At 61.0% G+C, this 15,489-nt stretch carries 11 protein-coding genes; 9 read left to right on the top strand and 2 right to left on the bottom strand.

The genetic code is table 11. From position 1 onward, the window contains the following. Positions 1-178: 178 nt before the first annotated feature. Entirely contained in the window at positions 179-1,207 is a 1,029-nt protein-coding gene (locus FLP30_RS04290; RefSeq protein WP_168200041.1) for a FecR family protein, read from the bottom strand. Positions 1,208-1,241: 34 nt separating this feature from the next. Beyond that, positions 1,242-1,781, bottom strand: coding sequence for a sigma-70 family RNA polymerase sigma factor (locus tag FLP30_RS04285; protein WP_149278734.1), 540 nt, complete (start codon positions 1,779-1,781; stop codon positions 1,242-1,244). A gap of 303 nt (positions 1,782-2,084) precedes the next feature. Here FLP30_RS04285 and FLP30_RS04280 point away from each other — a divergent pair, with 303 nt between their 5' ends. From FLP30_RS04280 to holA, 9 genes are all read left to right on the top strand, one after another. Further along, the gene (locus FLP30_RS04280; protein WP_149278733.1) at positions 2,085-2,594 is read left to right on the top strand and encodes a sigma-70 family RNA polymerase sigma factor; all 510 of its coding nucleotides are present in this window, start codon (positions 2,085-2,087) and stop codon (positions 2,592-2,594) included. Between the two features lie 56 nt (positions 2,595-2,650). After that, entirely contained in the window at positions 2,651-3,634 is a 984-nt protein-coding gene (locus FLP30_RS04275; protein ID WP_149278732.1) for a FecR family protein, read from the top strand. A 366-nt stretch (positions 3,635-4,000) separates the two neighbouring features. Then, positions 4,001-6,355: a TonB-dependent siderophore receptor gene (locus FLP30_RS04270; RefSeq protein WP_168200040.1), complete on the top strand. Its 2,355-nt coding sequence runs from the start codon at positions 4,001-4,003 to the stop codon at positions 6,353-6,355. A gap of 192 nt (positions 6,356-6,547) precedes the next feature. Further along, positions 6,548-7,696, top strand: coding sequence for a lytic transglycosylase domain-containing protein (locus FLP30_RS04265; protein WP_246856590.1), 1,149 nt, complete (start codon positions 6,548-6,550; stop codon positions 7,694-7,696). A 422-nt stretch (positions 7,697-8,118) separates the two neighbouring features. Further along, positions 8,119-10,287, top strand: a complete 2,169-nt coding sequence (locus tag FLP30_RS04260) for an AfsR/SARP family transcriptional regulator (protein WP_149278730.1) — start codon at positions 8,119-8,121, stop codon at positions 10,285-10,287. Positions 10,288-10,442: 155 nt separating this feature from the next. Further along, complete coding sequence (locus FLP30_RS04255) at positions 10,443-10,976, top strand: DUF3576 domain-containing protein (RefSeq protein ID WP_210419303.1); 534 nt, start codon at positions 10,443-10,445, stop codon at positions 10,974-10,976. Between the two features lie 54 nt (positions 10,977-11,030). Continuing rightward, complete coding sequence (gene leuS / locus FLP30_RS04250) at positions 11,031-13,655, top strand: leucine--tRNA ligase (protein WP_149278729.1); 2,625 nt, start codon at positions 11,031-11,033, stop codon at positions 13,653-13,655. Then, positions 13,655-14,353, top strand: a complete 699-nt coding sequence (locus FLP30_RS04245; RefSeq protein WP_149278728.1) for a hypothetical protein — start codon at positions 13,655-13,657, stop codon at positions 14,351-14,353. Before leuS ends, FLP30_RS04245 begins: the two co-directional genes overlap by 1 nt. Before the next feature lie 15 nt (positions 14,354-14,368). After that, positions 14,369-15,376, top strand: a complete 1,008-nt coding sequence (gene holA / locus FLP30_RS04240; RefSeq protein WP_149278727.1) for a DNA polymerase III subunit delta — start codon at positions 14,369-14,371, stop codon at positions 15,374-15,376. Positions 15,377-15,489: the final 113 nt, after the last annotated feature.

The following is a 15,489-nucleotide window of genomic DNA, read 5'->3' as shown; positions in this document are numbered from 1 at the left end:
CGTCTCATCTACCTAATTATGAGAAGAACGAGGCCTCTGGTTTTCTAGGGGAGGGCACTCAAAAGAATAAAAATTTCTGGGTATGGCTTTGTTCCAAAGGGAGACACTCTTTCAAATTTTTTCGAAAAAACTGATTATTTTTGAAACTGATGTCTGCTTTTGTTGCTGAAACTCTATTTCAGGGTGCTCTGCCACCTATAAGCAGGACATGCGCCCCCAGACCGCGCACAGCAACATGGGCAGGCGCCGCAACAGCGCGCAGGGCACCGGGTATGTCTGTCAGATCGTAAGTGCCTGCTATATGGGCGTGTTCCAGTCTGCTGCCATAGGTCAGGATAAAGCCGGGATAGTACCGGCGCAGCGTTTCCACAACGGTGGCCACTGTTGCGTCGCTGACAGTCAGACGGTCCTGCCGCCAGGAACCAACTTCCGTCGGGTCCACATGGAATGTTTGCAACGTGCCTGTGCGGACATCAATCGAGACAGCATCCCCCGCGTTCAGCCGCTGTTCTGCCAGGGCGGCATAGGCAAGGCCCACACAGCCTTCGCTGACGGCAACCTCAATCTGCCTGTCGCTTTTGTTGACATTGAAACGCGTGCCAATGTCCCGCGCCGTCATTTTGCCAGCACGGGTGACAAAAGGGCGGGCGGTATCGTGCCGGATTGTAAAAAAGACTTCCCCCGCCAGTATTCTGACCTGTCGTTGCCGGGGGGTATAGTCAAGGGCAATGGCCGAGCGTGCGCCCAGTGTTGCGGTGCTGCCATCTGGCAGCAGCACAACGCGGTTTTCGGCAGTGCCGGTCTGGTAGTCGGCCTGCAGGGCAAGGCGAATATCAGAACCCAGCACAAAACCCAGCCCCAGCATGCAGACCATGGCAACCGCACCGGCCTGCCACAGGGGCCGCCAAGCACCTGCCAGCGACTGGGGTGGCAAAGGGGCGGGGGTGGCAGGTAAAGGCAGGGCCACAGGCCCGATATCGCCCGCCAGGTGCCAGATGGTGACCAGGCTCTGCCATGCGGCGTCATGCGTAGGGCTGGCCTTGCGCCACTGCTGGATCCTGGCATGCAGGGCCGTATCTGTCGGGTCATCGACCAGCAGGATCAGAAACTGGGTGGCTTCCGACACGGCGTGCGGGTCGTCCTCGGTCAGGGGTGTGTGCATGGGGGCCACATGGCGGAAAGGGAGTGTGCCGCGCGCGGTGGGCACGCGCTGATAAGAAACTGCACGAAAAATCCTGTTCTCACAGCGTTGCGTCTTTGCTGGCCGCAGGGGGCTGGGCGTCCAGGGCGGTTTTGCAGGCCCGAAAGGCATCGGCAACCAACTGGGCTGCACGCCCTATGGAGATATCCAGCTCGACTGCGATTTCGCGCAGTTTGTAACCTCCAAAACGCTGCATTTCAAAGGCAATCCGTGTCCGGTGTGGCAATGTGTCCAGCGCAGACGCAATAACTGCGAGCTGAGAGCGCGAGACTGAGGAATCCTCCGGCGTGCGGTAGTCGGTGGACAGGGCGGCCAGCACCTGCTCTGCCTGTGTTTCTTCAAACCGGACCTTGCCCGAACGCACATGGTCGAGGGACAGGCGGCGGATGATCTGTATGAAATAGGACAGAGGGCTGGTGACAGTGGTGCCGCCGCGCACCGCTTGCGAGACATTGACAAAGGCGTCCTGCACAATGTCCTCGGCCTTGGAGCGTGACCCGACAATTCTGGTTGCAAGGTTGAGAAAGCGCAGCCGGTTGTCCAGATAGACAGAAAGAATGGTTTCGCTGTTTGTCACCATACCCCGTTCCAGGCCCCGGCCGAATCCGGCATGTTGCAGAATGTCGGATGGTATTAAGAGTCATTATCACTTTCAAGACGTGAAGGAGTTCCAGATCACAGATCGGTACGAAAAGTACCGCATGGCAGAACCGCGTTTTACAACCCTTTAAAAATCAGTCCTCTATTCGTCCCGGCCAGGCTGGCTTGTGTCTGGTTGTGGCCCCAGGGGCGCGTGCGGGTGGCAGGTGCGCCCTTGCCTGGGGGCAGGACTGGTGTTAAGCGGCGATAATCATTCGCATTTGCGGGAAAGAGAGCGCGGGGAGTGACGAAAGACAAGGTCTTTGAGGCGTATCTCAAGCATCGGGCGGCCCTTATTGATTATGCGGGCCGTATTTCAGATGGCACGGTGGATGCCGAAGATATCGTCCAGGAGGCCTGGGCCAAGGCCGATGGCCTGCGCCAGCGTGGGGGCAGCAGTATTGACCAACCGCTGTTCTATTTTTACCGCATTGTCAGAAACCTTGTCATTACCGGCTACAGGCGGGCTGTAAAATTTGAGGACCAGTCAGTAACGGCTGAAAGCCTGTATGACACGCTGGCTGATGACCGGCCCTCGCCAGAAGTGGAAATTGCAGGGCGTGAACAGATCGAGCGGCTACAGGCTGCCATGAACGAACTGCCCGAACGCACCCGTATTGCGTTGGAAATGTACAAGCTGGGTGGCTGCAAACTGGTCGAAATCGCGGGTTTTTTTGATATGACCGTACCAGCCGTGCATGCCATGATTGTACGGGGCCTGCGGCACTGCCGCCGCCGCCTGGATGAAGACTAAAAAACACCGGATATACGGGCGTAATCAGGGCAGGCGGGTAAGAAACAAGAGCGGGCATGACGGCGGTACAGAACGGGATTGATGAACAGGCTGAGGATGAAGCCGCGTACTGGGCCGTGCTCTTGCAGGACAGACCAGACGATGCCGAGCTGTACGCCCGTTTTGTCGCCTGGCGCAGTGCGAGCGAGCACAATGCTTTAGCCTGGGCCGCAATCCAGCAGACAGGGGATATGATCGGCAAAATACCTGCTGCCCACCGCGCACAGTGGGGGGCATTTGCCCGCAACCCTGCCAAAGCCCCCCGCTACCGCACCCTGCAACGCCGCCAGTGGCTGGCCCGTGCGACCACATGGGCCGGTGCCTGTGTCGCGGCGTGTCTGGTCTGGACGATGGTGGACTGGGGCGGTATCGGCGCGGATTATGCCACTGGCTGGGGGCAGACCCGGCATTTTGTGCTGGCGGATGGCACACGTGTGGCTCTGGCCCCCCATTCAGCGCTCAGGCTGTCGCACCAGCCGGGGCAGCGTGTGGTCGAGCTGTGGTATGGCGAGGCGTATTTTGACGTCAGGCACGATCCAGACCGGCCTTTTTCCGTTGTGTCCCATGGCGTGACAACAACCGATATTGGCACAGCGTTTGACGTTGCGGCGGATACAGGCAGTGTAAAGGTGCAGGTTGCCCAGGGGGAGGTCGCGGTTCAGCCATCGCGCCGCGCAGCCCGCTCCCTCAAGGCGGCAGAGGCCACTGTGGTGGACACCCGGACAGGCGTGATGCAGGCCGAGCGAGCCGACGCGCTGGTGGGTGCATGGCGGTATGGCCAGCTTTCCGTACAGGATGTCTCAATGGTGGAGGCCATAAGGCGGCTACGCCCCTTTTATCGTGGGCGTATTGTTGTTCTGGGCAAAGGGGTTTCCAAGGCGTCGGTCACAGGTTTTTACCGGCTGGATAACCCCGTGGCGGCTTTGCGGCTTATGGCTGAGCGCCACAATATCCGGGTTGTGGCGCTGGCACCGTGGCTGGTGGTTGTGACCTCGTTTTAAGCAGCTCATGGCCCCGCCGCATTGGGCTTGCAAAATTTATTTTTAAACCTGTGTTGAAAACGCCCCCTCTCGAGCGTGGAAGGAGTAGACGCCGCAAATGCGAATGGGTCGCATTGTTTGGGATTGTCCTTGTGGCCCGGAGGGAACGCTGTGAAATTATCCGCTCGTCAAGTGCTACCACGTGGAGGTTTCGCGTGTTTTCTGATGGTGACAACCCCCTTGACCTTTGGCCTCCATGGCTTGGCGGTGGCGGTCCCCATTGTAGAATCTGGTCAGAAAAATACTGATAAAACAGTAGTATTTCATATAGGGGCGCAGTCTCTGGGGTCGGCGCTGGCGGTCTTTGGTCAACAGGCAGGCTACCAGATGACAGCCGATGGCACCCTGACACGCGGTGTGGCCACGCAGGGGGTGTCGGGCCGCATGCCGGTGGTGGATGGTCTGCGCCATCTGCTGGCCGGGACAGGCCTTTCATATATGGCAAAAGGGTCGGATGCGTTTGTGATTGTCAAAAATGGCTCTGCCATTACCCTGGGGCCAGTCCGTGTGGGGGGCACATTGGGCCATGAGGACCCTCGTGGGCCGGGGGTAGGGTATGTGGCGCAGAGTTCGTTCTCTGGCACAAAAACAGACACGCCCATTACGGAAATTCCAGGTTCCATCTATGTTGTGACCAAACAGCAGATGCTTGACCAGCAGGTGCAGAACCTGGCTGAAGCCCTGCGTTATACGCCAGGGATTTATGCCGAGGGCATGGGTCAGCAGACCAACGGGGCTGCCGCAGGGTTTGGGGGCGGGACGTTCATACAGCGTGGGTTTTCATCATCCCAGTTTATTGATGGTATGATTTCAAACTCACAGGTGGCACTCGACCCGTCTTTTATTGAACGGGTTGAAACCATTAATGGCCCGTCCTCGGTCATGTACGGGCAGGCCGCTCCCGGCGGTATTATCAACGAAACGCTCAAACGCCCGACAGAAACCCCGTTACGGAGTGTGTCGGTCGGTTTTGGGAACTGGAACCGCTATCAGGCCACCTTTGATGTCAGCGACAAGGTCAACGCCTCTGGTAGTGTCAAATATCGTATTGCCGGGATCGGTGTGACACAGGACACACAGACAGATTATGTCGGTTATCGGCGTGTTGGTATTTCCCCTTCCATTTCATGGAAGATTGATGACAAAACAGACCTGACCCTGATCGGTAATTATGTCTATACGCCACAGGATGGTGCCTATTCGTCCTATCTTCCGGCTGTGGGTACGTTGTTTCCGGGTAAATACGGGCGTCTGCCACGCAACCTGTTTATGGGGGAGCCGGGGTGGAACAACCATAAGGAAAGCGGTGGGCTTTTTGAATATCTCTTTTCCCACCGTTTCAACTCTCACCTCACATTCCAGCAGACATTCCGGTATGAGGCGTCCAAAACAAACTTCAGCTATGTTTACACAAAATATGGCGCATTGGACGCCGATGGTGTGACGCAGCCCCGCGTGGCGTTTGCCGTGCCCAATACTACGCGCACGGCCTCTCTGGATTCCCGTCTGGCGGGTAATTTCCGTACAGGGGAGGTCAAACATACCGCCATTGCGGGTGTTGACTTCTGGGATTACCATTCCAACGGACAGTATTACAGGTCTGCCGCTAATAGCCTGAATATTTATGACCCGGTGTATGGGGAATTTGTGCCGCATTTTGGTTATCCCGGCATGGGGTCGGCCAATGCGACATCATGGTCCTGGTTCGGGCGGAATACGTATGATCAGGTGGGTGTGTATTTTCAGGATCAGATCAAATACAAGGGGCTGACTGTCACACTGGGTGGCCGTCAGGACTGGTATTCTCAATATTCGTGGTCTCAGTCCAATTTCCCCTATACGGGCAGAAGCAGCACAACGCAGTCTCCGTTCTCGACACAGGCATTTACCTGGCGGGCCGGGGCTACGTATGAGTTTGCGTTCGGGCTGGCTCCCTATTTTAGCTATGCTACGTCATTCCAGCCGCAGACTGGCACCGATATGGAAGGGCATGCCTTTAAACCCACACAGGGCAAGCAGTACGAGGCCGGGCTGAAATACAAACCCATAGGTTTTGATGGGCTGTTTACCGCATCGGCGTTCCATATTGACCAGACCAATGTGCTGACATCGGACCCGCAGAACCCCGGCTATTCCATTCAGACAGGCCAGATGACATCGCAGGGGTTTGAGGTATCGGCTCAGGCCAATGTGACCAGAAACCTGCGGTTTCTGGCGTCCTATACGTATGATGATGTCCGGTATTCCAAAAGCACTGATACCACCGTGCCTTATTACTATGACCCGACATCAAACCAGGCCGGTTACCACATGTATGCCGGGGCGGCGGTGCCGTTGCAGGGTAAATATGCCAATGCTGTGCCCCGTAACATGACCTCCATGTTCATCAACTATGCTCTGCCAGAAGGGCGGCTGAGGGGGTTGGAGCTTAACTTTGGGACGCGTTATGTCGGCTGGACGTATGGCAACACGGCCAATTCCTTCAAGGTTCCGGCATTCATACTGTTTGATACTGGGGCACGGTATGATTTTGGCAAGGCCTCCCCTGTTCTCAAAGGTCTTGTTGGGCAGGTGACAATTTCAAACCTGTCCAACGCCTACTATGTTACCTCCTGCGGCACGGCCCAGTGCTATATCGGCCAGGGGCGGCGTGTTTATGGGAATCTGACATATAACTGGTGACAGGGTGGCACTGCGCTACAGGGTATGCCCCGTCACAGTTGTTGTGCTTGTGGCGTGGTCATGGGTTCGGGGCGTAAGGGCACGGATGGCTGGGTCTTGGGTGGATAGGCACTGATCATAATCAGTCATCTGCTGTGTCGCCCATCGTGCCAGAATCAATGAGGCCAAAGGGCCGGGTTGTGCGGGAAACTGATGACCCCGCATTTCCGTCTTCTGCTGTGCGTCCGTGTGGCCATGGGTATTCTTGCATCTTGCCCATGGTGGGGGCACCATGGGGCCATGCGCTGGCCTGCTGCCCCTTCCTGCTCTACCCGTCATGCTTCTCCTCTTTCGGGGCTGCGTGCTGCGGGGGGTGGCGTGTCTGGGGCGGTGCCACGTGCCAGATGGGGGCTGCTGGCGTTGCTGGCAGTGTTGTCCGCCTGTGCCGGGCCATCGCGCAGTTATCAGCCGCCCGGTTCAGCCATGAACCCGTGGAAGCCGTATATTAACGAGGCCGCTCTGCGCTTTTCCATCCCACAAGGCTGGATCCGCGCGGTGATGAACCAGGAATCGGGCGGCCACCAGTATATCCATGGCCATCTTGTGCGCTCGGTACACGGGGCTGTCGGGCTGATGCAGATCAAGCCTGATACCTATCACGAGCTGGCCCGCCGTTATCACCTCGGTTCCGACCCGTATGACCCGCACGACAATATTATGGCGGGCAGCGGCTATATCCGCGAACTGTATGACCGCTTTGGCTCGCCCACTTTTCTGGTGGCCTATAGCTGTGGGCCGCAATGTGCCGATAATCACCAGCGGCGCGGTACGTCCCTGCCGTCCTACGCGCGGTCGTATCTGGCGGCCGTGGCCCCGCATCTGGGTGATGGCACACCGGGGACTGTAACCGCCGAGACTGATGCGGTGGAGGTCGCCACCACAACCGACCCGGTGGATGCCGCCCTGCAACAGGCACAGGCTGCTGGCCGATACGCCCGCCAGGGTGATGTTGCCGAAGCCACGGCCTCAACCCGCCCGCAGGATCAGCCGGTACTGTCTGCCACGACAACCATACCCGTGGCCGGGCCTGCCATTGTGTGGCAGCCGGTCGGGGGGACAGGGAACGCGGTTATTCAGATTGGTGCATTTTCCACGCAGGAACATGCCCAACGGGCCATTGCCATGGCACATCAGGCATCCGGCGCGCTGGATCATGCCGTGAGCAGGGTGGAGCCTGTGGTGGGCTCGGGTGGGGTGTCCGTATGGCGCACTCGCCTTGCAGGCTTGCCAGAGGGACAGACCGACACAATCTGCTCTGCTCTGCGCCAGCAGGGGCTCAGCTGCGTGGCTGTCAGCCGCTAGCTGCGGCTGGCATGCTTTCAGGCGGAGCCTGCCAGCCACCGTACACAACCCAAGATTGCATAGACGTTCCAACAGCCGTAAGGGGGAAGGGGTGCGTGCGCCTGCTGCAGGCTGCGCGTATCGTCCCATGCCTGGGGGTGAGGGGTCGTAAGGCTCCAAACAGCATGGTTTTGCCACGGTCAGGCGGTGTCTGGCCTGCCAGCCGTGCTGCTCCGCCAGTGTGGTTTTTTGGGGGTTGGCATGTGTGCAGCGTTGATTGTCGGCCTGCTGGTGCGTGACGCCTGCGGGGGAGAGCGTTCATTCATCAGACAAGGTGGTCTGAGCCCTCAGGTTGTGGCTTCAGGCCTGTTTCGCCTGTTCCCCGGCCATCGTTACAACAGGAAGTTGTGCGAGGAACGAACTTTTCCAGCAGTCCACCGTTCATGGTGAAACACCGCCCCACGTGGGACGCTATGGAACACCCTGTCGCACCGCAGATGGATAGACACACCACAGCCCAGACACCGGCCATGCCCCCTCAGACGCATATCGTCCTGCGCGTGTGTGTGCTTGGGCATCTGCGGGTGGAGCGGGCAGATGGTGTCTCCCTGCTGCCGACAGGCACAAAGACCCGCGCATTGCTGGCCGTACTGGCGCTGTCGGAGCACAAGCCCATGGCCCGGACCCGCCTGGCCGAACTGTTGTGGAGCCGCCGTGGCCCCGAGCAGGCGCGGGCCTCTCTCCGGCAGGAAATCCATCGTCTGCAGGAGGCCTTGCATCCGCTTGGCCCCCATGTGCTGGAGGTGCAGCGCCATGCGCTGGCTCTGCGGTGTGGGGGTGTTAGTACGGATATCGACACCGTGCAGGCCATTACCGAGGCAACAGTGCTGACCATGCCCGACAGGTTGCCGGTGCTGCTGGAAGATCTGAGCGTGGTTGACCCCGCGTTTGACACCTGGCTGGCCCACAAAAGGGCGGGCCTTGTCAGCCATGTGACCAGCCAGCTGGAAGTGCTGCTGGCCACCACGCCCAACCCCGCCAGTGCGCGAGAGGCCGCCCAGCGCCTGCTTGCCCTGCACCCGCTGCACGAAGGGGCATGGCGGGGGTTGATGCAGGCGGAAAGCCGCGGCGGGGACGACGGCGCAGCCATGCTGAGTGCCGAAACCTGCATCCGCACGTTTCATAACGCCGTCGGTACTGCCCCAGGGCAGGAGACCATGCGCCTGATCGCAGAACTGCGCGGGCGGCATTATGGCCGTGCACTTCCCCCGCTGCGTAGCCCCGACAAGGTGGTGGACAATTGCGGGGCCGAAGGTGTGTGCGAGCACATCTGCCCGCATGGCTGTGCCCAGGGGCAGCTACCTGTCATGGGGCGGCAGGGCAGGATGCGGGCTATTGTGGTGTTTCAACCCTATGACAAGGATGCCGGGCTGGGTGCCCTGGCTACCAGACTGCGGGATGAGTTTGTTTTAAGCGCCGTGGCACTGGACCTGATGGATATCAGCGTGCGCGCTGATATGCCGCAGGACATGGGTCTGGCGGATGTGCTCATTATCGTGCGTGAAGGCACATATGAAGGCGGGCGGCTTGGCTGCGCGGTCGAAGTGCAGGACCCTCGGCATGATAATCTGATCATCTGGGGGCATGGCTTTAGCGTAGGGTCAGCCGACCTTATGGCACTGTCGTGGCATATGGCCTCGGGCCTGACTCTGGTGGTGCTGAGCACGGAGGCCAGGCGGCTGGCCCGCTGCCCGCTGGAGCTGCTGTCGCCCATGCAGATGGCCTTGCGTGCCTTCGGTCTGGTGCTGCGCAACGACCCGGCCCTGTATGGCGCGATCGAGCAGCTTTTGCGCGGTGCCAGCCAGCGCGCGCCAGAGGATGCTTTTGTGTTTGTGGCCCATGCCACCTATCTGCGCGTCCGGCTGCACGGGGCCTGGGGTGTGCCGATCCGCTATGCCGCGCGTGAGTTGGTGACAATGGTGCAGGCCGGGCTTGCGGTTTTCCCCGCCAGTCAGCTTTTGCGTTATACGCTGGGCACGGGCCTGTTATATGCAGGCTGGGTTGAGGAAAGTGGCATGCTGCTGCGCCAGATGCGCGCCACAGTCCACCCCGAGTCCCGCGGGGGTATGCTGGCGCTGCTTGAAGGGTTGTATGCCCTGTGCCAGGGCGATGCCCGCAAGGCGGCCTGGGCCTATGCCGAATTTTTTGATGTCGGCACCGCAGTGCCTATTCCCACCGCGCCGGAGCATGAATTTGTGCTGTCCTGCCTGCTCAGTGGGGAGCCCGAGCGGGCCCTGCGCCATGCCCAGGGTGTGCTGGCCTTGACGCCCGAGCGTGTGTCCATGCTTGTGCCTGCCCTGGCGGCGGCCAATATGCTGGGCCAGCACGCGCTTGTGCGGGACTACGGGCAGCGGCTGCGGGCGCTGTGGCCTGGCCTTGGTTTGCGTGTGCTGGAGGAGCGTTACAGCTACCTGCCCGCAGGGTTGCGGCACAGGCTTATGGTTGCGCTCTCTCCCCTGTGTCAGCCACAGGACGTCACACCTGCCCTGCCGGGTGAACAGGCGGAAAAGCCGCCTGTATGGCAGCATGCGGTCCCACCTTCGGCCAGTTGATACCGCTACAGTACCAAGCAGACGCTTGGCGGGACAGGGTTGAGAGGATATGAAGGCTTGCAAAGCCTATCGCACCGCCCGCCAGTCCTGACATCTGCTCAGCGGTGGACCGGGAAGGACGGATATCCCAGCGCCCAAGGAGCCACAGTACCCTCATGCTTCGCCGTCTCATGTCCGGTCGCGCTGTCGCCGGTCGCTTTTCCGCCACTCTCGTCCCTGGCCGTGCTGGCCTGCTTGCCCTTGCCGGGGTTGGCCTGCTGGGGGGCTGTTTTTCCTCCGACAACGGGCGCAGCGGGCTGTCTGCCCCCCGGAGCCAGTTGCTGGCCGAAGATCGTGGTGCGTCCGGGGGTGAAGCCTCGCTGAAAAGCGGTGTTAATGCCTATCTGTGGCGTGCTGCGCTGGATACGCTGTCCTTTATGCCTGTGGCCACGGCCGATGCTGAGGGTGGGATTATCCTGACCGACTGGTACACGCCCCCCGCCACCCATGGTGAGCGCTTCAAGATCACCGCGTTTATTCTTGACCGCCGCCTGCGCTCTGACGCGCTGCGGTTGAGCGTGTTCCGCCAGACCCGTGAAGGGAATGAATGGGTGGACACCCCCCCCGCCCCCAACACGGCGTCCGATATTGCGGGGCGTATCCTCTCCCGCGCACGCAAGCTGCGCTCCGATAACGGCAACCGGGACTGATCCCGGCCACCCGGACCGCACCCTTTTCCTGCCCTGACAGTATCAAGAAGCTTCATGTCCCAGACTTCCAGCGCCTCTCCGATTTATGACTTTCACGCCGTCGAGCCCAAGTGGCAGGCCAAATGGGACAAGGCCGGTATTTTTACCGTGCCCGATATTCCCCCGGCTGACCGGCCCAAATACTACGTGCTGGAAATGTTCCCCTACCCGTCGGGGCAGTTGCACATGGGGCATGTGCGCAATTACGCGCTGGGTGATGTGATTGCCCGTTACAAGCGTGCCCGTGGCTACAGCGTGCTGCACCCCATGGGGTGGGACGCCTTTGGCCTGCCTGCTGAAAACGCTGCGCGTGAGCGCGGTGTCCACCCGCAGGAATGGACGCTGGCCAATATTGCCACCATGCGCACCACTTTGCAGCGGCTTGGCTTCTCCCTCAACTGGGACCGGGAAATTGCAACCTGCCTGCCCGAATACTACGGCAAGCAGCAGCAGCTGTTTCTGGACTTCATGCAGGCCGGGCTGGTGGAGCGGCGTGAAAGCTGGGTCAACTGGGACCCGGTGGATCAGACCGTGCTGGCCAACGAACAGGTGGTGGACGGCCGGGGCTGGCGCTCTGGCGCACTGATCGAGAAAAAACAGCTCTCCCAGTGGTTCCTGCGGATTACAGATTTTGCAGAAGACCTGCTCAAAGGGCTGGACACACTGGACCGCTGGCCAGAACGTGTCCGCACCATGCAGGAACGCTGGATCGGCCGGTCCGAAGGGGCCAAGGTGCGCTTTGCCCTGCACCAGCCCCCGGCAGCACTGGACGATGGTCTGGGCGAGGTCGAGGTGTTTACCACCCGCCCCGACACATTGTTTGGCATGTCGTTTCTGGCGATTGCGCCCGACCACCCGCTGGCGGCCTGGGTTGCCCGGCAGAATGCTGAAGCAGCTGAGTTTGTGGCAGAATGCCGCAGGCTTGGCACATCGGTCGAAGCTGTTGAAACGGCTGAAAAACGCGGTTTTGACACCGGCCTGCGCGTGGCCCATCCGTTCCTGGATGCCAGCTTCCCGGTCTGGATCGCCAATTTTGTGCTGATGGACTATGGCACGGGCGCACTGTTTGGTTGCCCTGGCGGTGATCAGCGCGATCTGGACTTTGCCCATAAATACGATCTGCCCGTTACCCCGGTGGTGCTGCCCCCCGGCAAGGACGCGGCGGATTATACCGTGGGTGCCCACGCCTATACGGGCGATGGCAGCATGATCAATTCCGACTTCCTCAATGGCCTGTCCACGCAGGAGGCCCGCAGTGCCGCTATTGCGCGCCTGCAGGCACAGGGCGTGGGGGAAGGGGTTGTTAACTGGCGGCTGCGCGACTGGGGTATTTCCCGCCAGCGGTACTGGGGCTGCCCGATTCCGGTCATTCACTGCCCCGATTGTGGCCCTGTGCCGGTGCCGCAGGACCAGCTGCCAGTCAAACTGCCCGAGGACGTGACTTTCGACAAACCGGGCAACCCGCTGGACCATCACCCAAGCTGGAAGCACACCACCTGCCCATGCTGCGGCAAGCCCGCCACGCGTGAGACAGATACGTTTGACACGTTTGTCGACAGCTCGTGGTATTTTGCCCGCTTTACCGCCCCTCATGCTGCCACTCCTACGGTGCGTGACGCGGCTGATGGCTGGCTGGCGGTGGACCAGTATATTGGCGGGATTGAGCACGCTATCCTGCACCTGCTGTATGCTCGCTTCTTTACCCGCGCCATGCACCGTACTGGCCACCTGAATGTGGATGAACCTTTTGCCGGGTTGTTTACCCAGGGCATGGTCAGCCACGAAAGCTACAAGGACAGTGCAGGCCACTGGCTCTACCCAGAAGAGGTTGAGCGCACGGCGGAGGGTGTCGTGCGGCGGGACACGGGCGAGGCCGTGACCGTTGGACGGGTGGAAAAAATGTCCAAGTCCAAGCGCAACACGGTGGCCCCGGTGGCCATTATCGAGCGCTTTGGGGCAGACACGGCCCGCTGGTTTGTGCTGTCCGACAGCCCGCCCGAGCGTGATATGGAATGGACCGAGGCGGGTGTTGCGGGTGCTGCCCGTTTCTCACAGCGCCTGTTCCGCAGTGTTGGCGCAGTTGCGGCCGAGCTGCCCGCAGGGGGCGTTGCCCTGCCGACAGGGGCGATTGCCTCCCAGGCTGATGCCCTGCGCCGGGTTACGCACCGGACCATTGCTGCTGTGACCGATGCGCTGGAAGGCTTTGCCATTAACGTGGCTGTGGCCCGTATCCACGAGCTGACCTCCGCCCTGGCCGAGTCTGAAAAGCTGGGTGCGGTCGATGGTCTGGCTTTTGCGCGTTATGAGGCCGCCCGCACCCTGTGCCTGCTGTGCGCCCCCATGATGCCGCATCTGGCTGAGGAAATGTTTGCCCGCCTCTGCCCGGCTGATGGCCTTGCCGCCACCCAGCCCTGGCCCGAGGCCCAGCCGAACCTGCTGGTGGCTACCAGTGTCACCATTGCGGTGCAGATTCTGGGCAAGCTGCGTGGCACAATCGAGGCTCAGCCTGATGAAGACGCCGCCACCGTACTGGCCCGAGCAGAGGCCGAACCCAACGTGGCGCGGCTGCTGGAAGGCAAGCGCATTGTCAAACGGGTGCATGTGCCCAACCGCATCGTCAACTTTGTGGTTGCGGGCTGATGCGCGCGGTTCGTTCCGTCCTGCGCCTGTCGCGCGCGGCACTGGCCCTGGTCCCGCTTGCGGGCCTGCCGGTGCTGCTGGCAGGCTGCGGCTTCCACCCGCTCTATGGGGAAGGGGCGAACCATGTTGCCGTGGCGGATGACCTTAAGGACATTTACGTCGCCAATATTCCCGACCGGGCGGGGCAGCAGTTGCGTCAGGCCCTGCAAACCCAGATGGCGGGTGACGGGCCGGAAGACCCCCACCAGTACACTCTGCGTGTGCAGCCCAACTTTGGGGCGGAAAGTATCGACATCCACGCCGACAACACATCCGGCCGTACACGGGTGGTTGGGCGTGCTCACTGGCAGCTTTTTACAGTCGCCGAACACCCCGAACTGCTGGCTCAGGGCGATGCCCAGACGCTGGACGGTTACACCGTGACGTATGAGCAGTTTTTTGCCCAGACGCTGAATGACGAGACAACACTGGGCCGTGTGGCGCAGGCGCTGGGGGCGGAAATTACACAGCAGGTTGCAACGTGGTTCCGCACCCGTGTGCAGCCAGCCTCGGTGACAGCACCCAAAGCGCGCGCTTTCTACCCCCTGCCCAACGCCATGCCCGAATCCTCCAACATGACCCCGATGGAGCAGGAAGGCGAGGACGCTGTGCCCGATATGGCCACAGGGCGTGGACCGTCCGGTGCCGGGCGCTTCTAAGGCGGCGGACGCAGCATGAAGATAGATGCCAGGAACCTGCCCCGTGTCCTGGCCGACCCCGGTGCCTGGCGGGTTATCCTGCTGCATGGGGAGGATACGGGCCTGATCCAGGAGCGCGCGCGTGATGCCGTGCGCCATGTGGCAGGCAGTGTGGACGATCCTTTCCGCGTCGCCGTGCTCGACCGTGAGACACATGCCCGGCTGGAGGAGGAGGCAACAGCCCTGTCCCTTATGGGCGGGCGGCGGGCTGTGCGTGTGCGTGATGCCTCCGACGCATTGCTGCGGGCCGTGCAGACGGTGCTGGCAGAACAGACCGATACGCTGGTGGTGCTGGAGGCGCAGGGCCTGCCTTCCCGCTCCAAATTGCGCGCCTTGTTGGAATCCCGGCAGGACTGTGCCTCCATTGGCTGTTACCCGGAGGAAGGCCGCACGCTGGAGGCCAGCATGACCAGCATGCTCGCAGCCCGCCATGTGCGGGTGGAACCCGACGCCCTGCACTGGCTTGCGATCCGCCTTGGGGCGGACCGGGCGGCAGCGCGTAGCGAGATGGAAAAGCTGGCCCTGTACGCAGGGGACACAGGCACCCTGACCCTGGAGGATGCCCGTGCCTGCATTGGCGATGCGGGCAGCATTTCGTTGGAAGATGCTGCGTTTGCCGCAACCGAGGGCAAACGGGCCGAGGCGGATCTGGCGCTGGAACGCGCCCTGGCCGAAGGCACAAGCCCGATTGCCATTATCCGCGCTTTTTTGTCGCACCTGCACCGTCTGCGGCGGGTACGGGCGGCCATGGCGGAGGGGGCTGCGCGGGCCGATGCTCTCAAGAGCCTGCGACCGCCGGTGTTTTTCAAGCGTACTGCTAGTTTTGGCCGGGCGCTGGATGCCTGGAGCCTGCCTGCATTAACGCAGGAGACAGCCACGTGGCAGGCGCTGGAACTGGCCTGCAAGCAGACAGGCGCGTCCGATGCCCTGCTGTGCCGCAGGCAGGTTGCCGTGCTGGCGGCCCGTGCTGCGCGGTCGCACTAAGGTTTGCAGGTTGGCCGGGGCAGGTTTTTTCCTGATCTTGGCAAAAATAAACAGAATAGATACCCAAACAGCCTAGGCTTCCCGCCGGACGAGTGATGCGCGCAAGGCAGGGG

Source organism: Acetobacter vaccinii (assembly GCF_008365315.1).
GTDB classification, from domain to species: Bacteria; Pseudomonadota; Alphaproteobacteria; order Acetobacterales; family Acetobacteraceae; genus Acetobacter; species Acetobacter vaccinii.
This window is presented reverse-complemented; position numbering and strand designations above follow the sequence as displayed.

Coding starts and splice junctions, on each gene's coding strand:
- FLP30_RS04285 (WP_149278734.1), bottom strand. CDS start 1,781: ATGGTGACAAACAGCGAAACCATTCTTTCTGTCTATCTGGACAACCGG.
- FLP30_RS04275 (WP_149278732.1), top strand. CDS start 2,651: ATGACGGCGGTACAGAACGGGATTGATGAACAGGCTGAGGATGAAGCC.
- FLP30_RS04270 (WP_168200040.1), top strand. CDS start 4,001: ATGACAGCCGATGGCACCCTGACACGCGGTGTGGCCACGCAGGGGGTG.
- FLP30_RS04265 (WP_246856590.1), top strand. CDS start 6,548: ATGACCCCGCATTTCCGTCTTCTGCTGTGCGTCCGTGTGGCCATGGGT.
- FLP30_RS04260 (WP_149278730.1), top strand. CDS start 8,119: ATGGTGAAACACCGCCCCACGTGGGACGCTATGGAACACCCTGTCGCA.
- FLP30_RS04255 (WP_210419303.1), top strand. CDS start 10,443: ATGCTTCGCCGTCTCATGTCCGGTCGCGCTGTCGCCGGTCGCTTTTCC.
- leuS (WP_149278729.1), top strand. CDS start 11,031: ATGTCCCAGACTTCCAGCGCCTCTCCGATTTATGACTTTCACGCCGTC.
- FLP30_RS04245 (WP_149278728.1), top strand. CDS start 13,655: ATGCGCGCGGTTCGTTCCGTCCTGCGCCTGTCGCGCGCGGCACTGGCC.
- holA (WP_149278727.1), top strand. CDS start 14,369: ATGAAGATAGATGCCAGGAACCTGCCCCGTGTCCTGGCCGACCCCGGT.